Annotated in this window: 3 protein-coding genes; all 3 read left to right on the forward strand. The window is 71.4% G+C overall.

Annotation, left to right across the window (positions count from 1 at the left end; all coding sequences use genetic code 11):
• Positions 1 to 169 precede the first annotated feature (169 nt).
• The 3 genes from ACWF7A_RS43365 to ACWF7A_RS43375 all read left to right on the forward strand — a co-directional run bounded on the left by ACWF7A_RS43365 (position 170) and on the right by ACWF7A_RS43375 (position 5,976).
• Positions 170 to 2,443 (forward strand): helix-turn-helix domain-containing protein, encoded by a 2,274-nt coding sequence (locus ACWF7A_RS43365; RefSeq protein ID WP_452256294.1) that lies wholly within the window; start codon positions 170 to 172, stop codon positions 2,441 to 2,443.
• Positions 2,444 to 2,534: 91 nt separating this feature from the next.
• A complete protein-coding gene (locus tag ACWF7A_RS43370; RefSeq protein ID WP_452256295.1) occupies positions 2,535 to 4,757 on the forward strand; it encodes an ATP-binding protein in 2,223 nt (740 codons plus the stop codon).
• A 565-nt stretch (positions 4,758 to 5,322) separates the two neighbouring features.
• Entirely contained in the window at positions 5,323 to 5,976 is a 654-nt protein-coding gene (locus ACWF7A_RS43375) for a hypothetical protein (protein WP_452256296.1), read from the forward strand.
• Positions 5,977 to 6,015 lie beyond the last annotated feature (39 nt).

The following is a 6,015-nucleotide window of genomic DNA, read 5'->3' on the forward strand; positions in this document are numbered from 1 at the left end:
GAAGTGGTCGCCACCGGGGCAAGGAAGCGAGCCACGCCCACCCGGCCGGTTTCCGCTCACCGGCCCGCGATTTCCCGCCCTGCCGGATGACGTGCGTCGAATGTCGAAAACGCGGAAGTGACGGACACCGGAGAACGACATGAAGAATGAGTACCATTCCCGCGCCACGGTGAATCGGATCGCAGCGGAGGTCGTGACGATGCCCGGGTCGGCTCCTCGTTCCCCTTTCGGCGTCAGCGTGCTGCACCACCGGACCGAGGCGGGGCTGACGCAAGAGGCGTTGGCGAAGCTGTCGGGGGTGAGCGTCCGCGCGCTGCGGGACCTGGAACGAGGGCGGGCCTCCGCGGCCCAGGAACGGTCGGCGGAACTGCTCGCCGACGCCTTCGGGCTGACCGGTGCCGAGCGCGCGGACTTCCTGAGCAAGGCGGAACAGGGCAGGCGGCGGTCGGGGCGGGCGGAGCCGGCTCCCGCACCGCACGAGCTCCCCGGCTCACGGGGCCTGGTGGGCCGCGAGGCCGAGATGGCGGTCCTCGAGAAGGAGGTCCTGTCCGGCGGGGTGGTCGTGGTCCACGGTCCTCCCGGGGTGGGCAAGACCTCGCTCGCGATGGCCGCCGTCCAGCGGTTCGGTGACCGGTTTCCCGACGGCTGCCTGACGATCGATCTGCGGGGAGTCGACGAACGGCCGGTGAGCGCTGGTGCCGCCCTGGACCGCCTGCTGACGGCGCTGGGCGTGCCCGCCGCCCGGATCCCGGCCGACGCGGACGACCGCAGCGTGCTCTTCCGGACGTTGGTGCGCGAGCGGCGTGTGCTGGTCGTGCTCGACAACGCCGCGAACGAGGCGCACGTCCGGCCGTTGCTCTGCGCGGGGCCGGGCAGCGCGACCGTCGTGACCTGCCGCAGGTCGCTGGCGGGACTCGAGTTCGCGCGCTGGCTGGTGCTCGACGTGCTGTCCGAGACGGGCGCCGTCGACCTGGTCGCGTCCGTCGCGGGTGACGACGCGGTGCGGGAGGAACCGGAGGCGTCCAGGGAGCTGGTCGAGCTGTGCGGCAACCTCCCGCTCGCCGTGAAGATCGCGGGGAACCGGCTCGCGGACGGGCAGCAGGCGGTGTCCCAGCTGGTGCGCCGGTTGCGTGACGAAAACCTGCGGCTCGACTCGCTCGCCGCGGGAGATCTGCGGATCAGATCTGTTTTCGAGGTGTCGCTGAGGCAGCTTTCCCCGCCTGCCCAGTCCGCGTTCCGGCGCCTGGCCCTCATTCCCGGTGTGAGTTTCGACGACGAACTGGCCTCGGTCGCGATCGGCACCTCGCTCGACGAAGCGGTGCCGGTGCTGGACGAACTCGTCGAAGCGTCCTTGCTGAGTGTCGTACCCCTGTCGAACCGGTTGCAGTTCCACGACCTGATTCGCCTTTTCGCGCTGGAAAGACTCGAGGCCGACGAACCACCGCGGACGCGCACGAGCCTGCGCGACGGGCTGCACGAGTTCGTGCTCGCCCGTGGCGCCACCGCGGGGAAGCTCTTCTTCGCCCACGTGCGGGAGGTGCCGCCGGACAGCCCGTTCGCCTCGCTGGAGGAAGCAGAGGAGTGGCTCACCCAGGAGGAGACGACGTGGGAGCACGTGCACCAGGCCGCCGCTGAGCTCGGCCGGCATCGCCAGGTCCTCGACTTCGCCGTGAGCATGCACAGGTACGCCCAGAGCCGGGAGCTCAAGCACGACTGGATCGCCGTGGGCGAAGCGGGGTTGCGCGCCGCTCGTGAGCTCGGGTCGCAGGTGGAGGAGGTCGACGTGCTCAACCTGCTCGCCTGGTTGCGCAGCCTCGTCGGCACGGACGACCAGGCCCAGGTGCTGAGCGAGACCGCGATGGGCATAGCCGAGGAGATCGGCGACCGCCGCGGGCTCATGATCGCGTGCTGCGGTCTCGGACTGACGATGCTGCGGCGGGGCCGCGTCGAGGAGGGCATGGCCCACCTGCGCAGGGCGTACGAGATGTCACCTGAGCACGACTTCTTCGACCTGGGCATCTGGATGGCGATCGCGTACGGCCACGCGCTGCTCGCGGTGGGCCGCCTCGACGACGCGCTGGCCCTGCACCAGACGATGCTCGCCGAGATCGACCGCAGGCGCGGCGAGTCGAACCACGACATGGAGACCAAGGCGAAGACGATGGCCTACGCGATCGCGGCCGACTGCTTCGCCGCGTTGTCGCGCTGGCACGAGGCCGCCGAGGGCTACCGGGCCGCACGCCTGGCACTGGACGACGAGCAGAGGGCCGGTTACCGCGACTCGGCGGGACTCGCGCTGAGCGAGGCCAAGGCGTGGCGCCAGGCCGGGTGCCACGACGAGGCGCGGCAGTGCCTGCGGTACGCGCTGTGCCGCTTCGAGGGGCCGCTCTACACGGCGGAGCGGGAGGCCGCCGAGGCCGAACTGGCGTTGCTCGCGCGCTGAGCCCGGCGTTGTGCACGTTCGCCCCGATCTCCCTGCCTGATCGGCTTCCTCTGCTTGACCGGCCTCCGTCCGGCGTGGGCGTCTTGTCCACATGGAACCCGGTTCTGACGAACTGCCGCCCTTCGCCGGACTGTTGCTCCGCCACCGGCACTCCGCCGGTCTCACCCAGGAACAGCTGGCCCGCGCGTCGGGGGTGAGCGCGCGGGCGTTGCGAGAGCTCGAACGGGGCAGGGCCCGCGCGGCGCAACGGCGTTCGGCGGAGGCGCTCGCCGACGTGTTCGGCCTGACGGGCGCCGAACGGGACACGTTCCTCGGTACCGCGGAGGAAGGACGCCGCAGGCCGGGCGAGCCGCTGGCGACGCTGGCACCGGCACCGCGGGACGTGGCGGGCCGCGGTGCCGAGTTCGAGCTGCTGCGCGCCCTGCTGGCCGACGGGCACGACGTCGCGGTCGTCGGACCCGCGGGGGTCGGCAAAACCGTCATGGTGGCGTTCGCGGCGGAGCGGTTGCGGGAGGAGTTCCCGGACGGCTGCTTCGCCGTCGACCTGCGCGGCATGGACGAACGGCCGCTGGAGGTCACCGCGGTGTTCGACCGCCTGCTGAGGGCGCTCGGCGTGCCCGCGGCGGAGATCCCGGTGGCGGCGGAGGACCAGGCCGTCCGGTACCGCACGGTGCTCTCCGCGAAGCGTGCGCTCGTCGTGCTGGACAACGCCTCCGCCGAGTCGCAGGTGCGGCCGTTCCTCGGTCTCGGCTCGGGGAGCCGCACGCTCGTCACCTGCCGGCGCACGCTGGCCGGGCTGGCGAGTGTGCGCTGGCTGCCCCTGGATCCTCTGCGGGACGCGGAGGCGCGCGACCTCCTCGCCGCGATCACGGACGACGAGCGGATCGCCGCGGAGCCGGAGGCGGCCCGCGAACTCGGCGAGCTGTGCGGAAACCTGCCGCTGGCACTGCGGATCGCGGGCGACCTCCTGGCCACGCGTCCTGACTGGACGGTCGCGCGCCTCGTCGACGGGCTGCGCGACGAGCGGACGAGGCTCAGCGCGCTCAGCGCCGGTGACCTCCAGGTCCGGTCGGCGTTCGACCTGTCCTACCGGGCGCTCACACCGCCCGCGCGCACCGCGTTCTGCCGGCTCGCCGCCCTGCCCGGTGCGGACTTCGGCATCGAGCTCGTGCGGGTGGCCGCCGACCTCGGGGAGACAGAGGCGTTCCGCGCCGTCGACGAGCTGATCGAGGCCAGCGTGCTGCAGGACGCTCCCGCCGAGGGCCGGTTCCGTTTCCACGACCTGCTGAGGCTCTTCGCCGGGCAGCGGTGGGAGGCCGAGAGCGCGCCGGGGGAGCGCGAGCACGTCACCGGCGCGGTGCTGGAGCATCTGCTCGGCAGGGCGGCGGAAGCGGCGGCGATGTTCTTCCCCGAGCAGCCGGCGGACAGCGCGTTCGGTTCGGTCGAGGACGCGCGGACGTGGCTCGACGAGGAGGAGTCCAACTGGATCGCGGCGCTGCGCCTCGCCGCTCAGGAGGGCATGCACGGTGACGTGGTGCGCACGACCGCGGCGATGCACTGGTACTCCGACGACACGTGGAACCGCCTGCCCTGGGAAAGCCTCTTCCGCTCAGGCGCCTGCGCGGCCCGCGAACTCGGCGACGTCGTGGCGGAGGCCAAGCTCCTGAACTTCCTCGGCTGGGCACTGGGCGTCACGGCCAGGCCGCGGGAGGCGCTGGAGGTCCACGAGCGGGCGCTGCGCCTGGCCGAGGACGCGGACGACCGGCGGGAGCGGATGTGGGCCCTGTCGTACTGCGGCTGGCTGTACAAGGGCCTCGGCGACGGGGCCACCGCGCTGTCGATGATCGAACGCGCCGCCGAGCTCTCCGCGGGCCTCGACCACTGGTCGGAACAGCTCCCGGTGCGCCACCTGCACGGCCAGGCCCTGCTCGCGCTGGACAGGGTGGAGGAGGCGCTGGAGGTGCAGAACACGTTGCGGGAGGACGCGGAACGGCACGTGCACGGCGACCCGACCGCGTTTCAGCGCCGCGCGCTCATCTTCGTGTCCGAAGGCCTCGCCCAGGTGCTCCAGCGACTCGAGCGCTGGCCTGACGCCGCCGTCGCGTACGGACGGTGCCGCGACCAGTACGAGCGGATCGGCTCGACCTCGCTGGCCGGACGCGTGGCGTACGCGGAAGGCCGGTGCTGGGCCAAAGCGGGCGACCGCGATCGAGCCGAACGAGCACTGAGGTACGCGCTCGACGCGTACGGAGACCACGACGAGGCGGGCGCACAACGTGAGGAAGTGCTGACACAGTTGGCTTCCCTGGCCTGATCTGCTGCTTCGCCCCCATTGTCAGTGCCAGGAACTCCGCCTGGGTGCTGCCCCTGCGCGGAACTTGCCCGACTGACTGCGTTCGGCGTACTTGTGTTGTGTCACAACGAAGTGCAGCGAGCAGCGCAAGTGCTTGGACCCCACGCCGTGGAAGGGGCTCGCGAAGAACACCTGCTGGAGCTACGAGTCGCACGTTCGGTCAGTGGGGGTACCTGCTGTGCGTTGAGATGTGCCCGCACCGACGATGGTCGGCAGCTGTTTCCCACGAGCGGTGCCCGAGCGTCACCCTCGCCTGGCTGAGATCCTCGAGGACCTGCCGCAGCGCCGCGGACGACCTGGCGAACCGAAGCCCGTCGCGCGGGACGCATCGAAGATCGCGCGTCGCGTGGGCCCGGCCACCTGGCGGCGCCTCTTGCCATTTTTTTGATCCGGCATGCATGCTTCCGCCGAGCTTGAACACATCGCGGGTTGTCGGGGGCACGCGCGGACGCCTGGGGGCAACACAGTGTCTGGCGCTTCGAGAGCGCGCGGATTCGGTCTGCGCACATTCCTGATCACAGCGGCGATGGTGCTGCCGGGTCTGCACGTCCCGGCCGCGACAGCGGTACCCGACTGCGTTGACGTACAACAGACTCCGCAGGCCGCCACCGACATGGCACAGCGCTGCGGGCAGCGGGTCGAGATCCTTTCCCTGCGGTCGGAGAACGCGCAGACGTTCGCGAAACCTCAGGGCGGCTACACGGAGGAGCAGTCGGCCGAGCCGCGGTTCGCGCGTCAGGCCGACGGCTCCTGGTCCCGCGTCGACACGACCTTGCGCGCCAACGGCAAGACGGTGACGCCGGCGGCGGCCGTGCTGCCGATCGAGTTCTCCGCCGGTGGCACCGGACCTGCCGCGAAGCTGCGTGACGGCGACCGCGAGGTCTCGATCACCTGGCCGTTCGGGCCGTTGCCCGCGCCGGTGCTGTCCGGCGCGGACGCCACCTACCGCGAGGTGCTACCGGGCGTCGACCTGAAGCTCACCGCCTCGTCGCAGGGCTTCTCCCAGCTCCTGGTGGTGAAGAACCGCGAGGCCGCCAGGAACCCCAAGCTCGCCAAGGTGACCGGAGTCCCACATCACCGGCGTGGGCGAGGCGAAGACGACCTTGCCCGCCGAGTCCCTCGCCTGACCCGGTGCTGGCGAACGGTGCTTCGTTGGAAGGGATTTCGCCGTCCGAGATGAGGAGGATCCAGAACGCCGCCAACAGTCGCGGTGTGAGCA

This window comes from Lentzea sp. NPDC055074 (assembly GCF_053608005.1).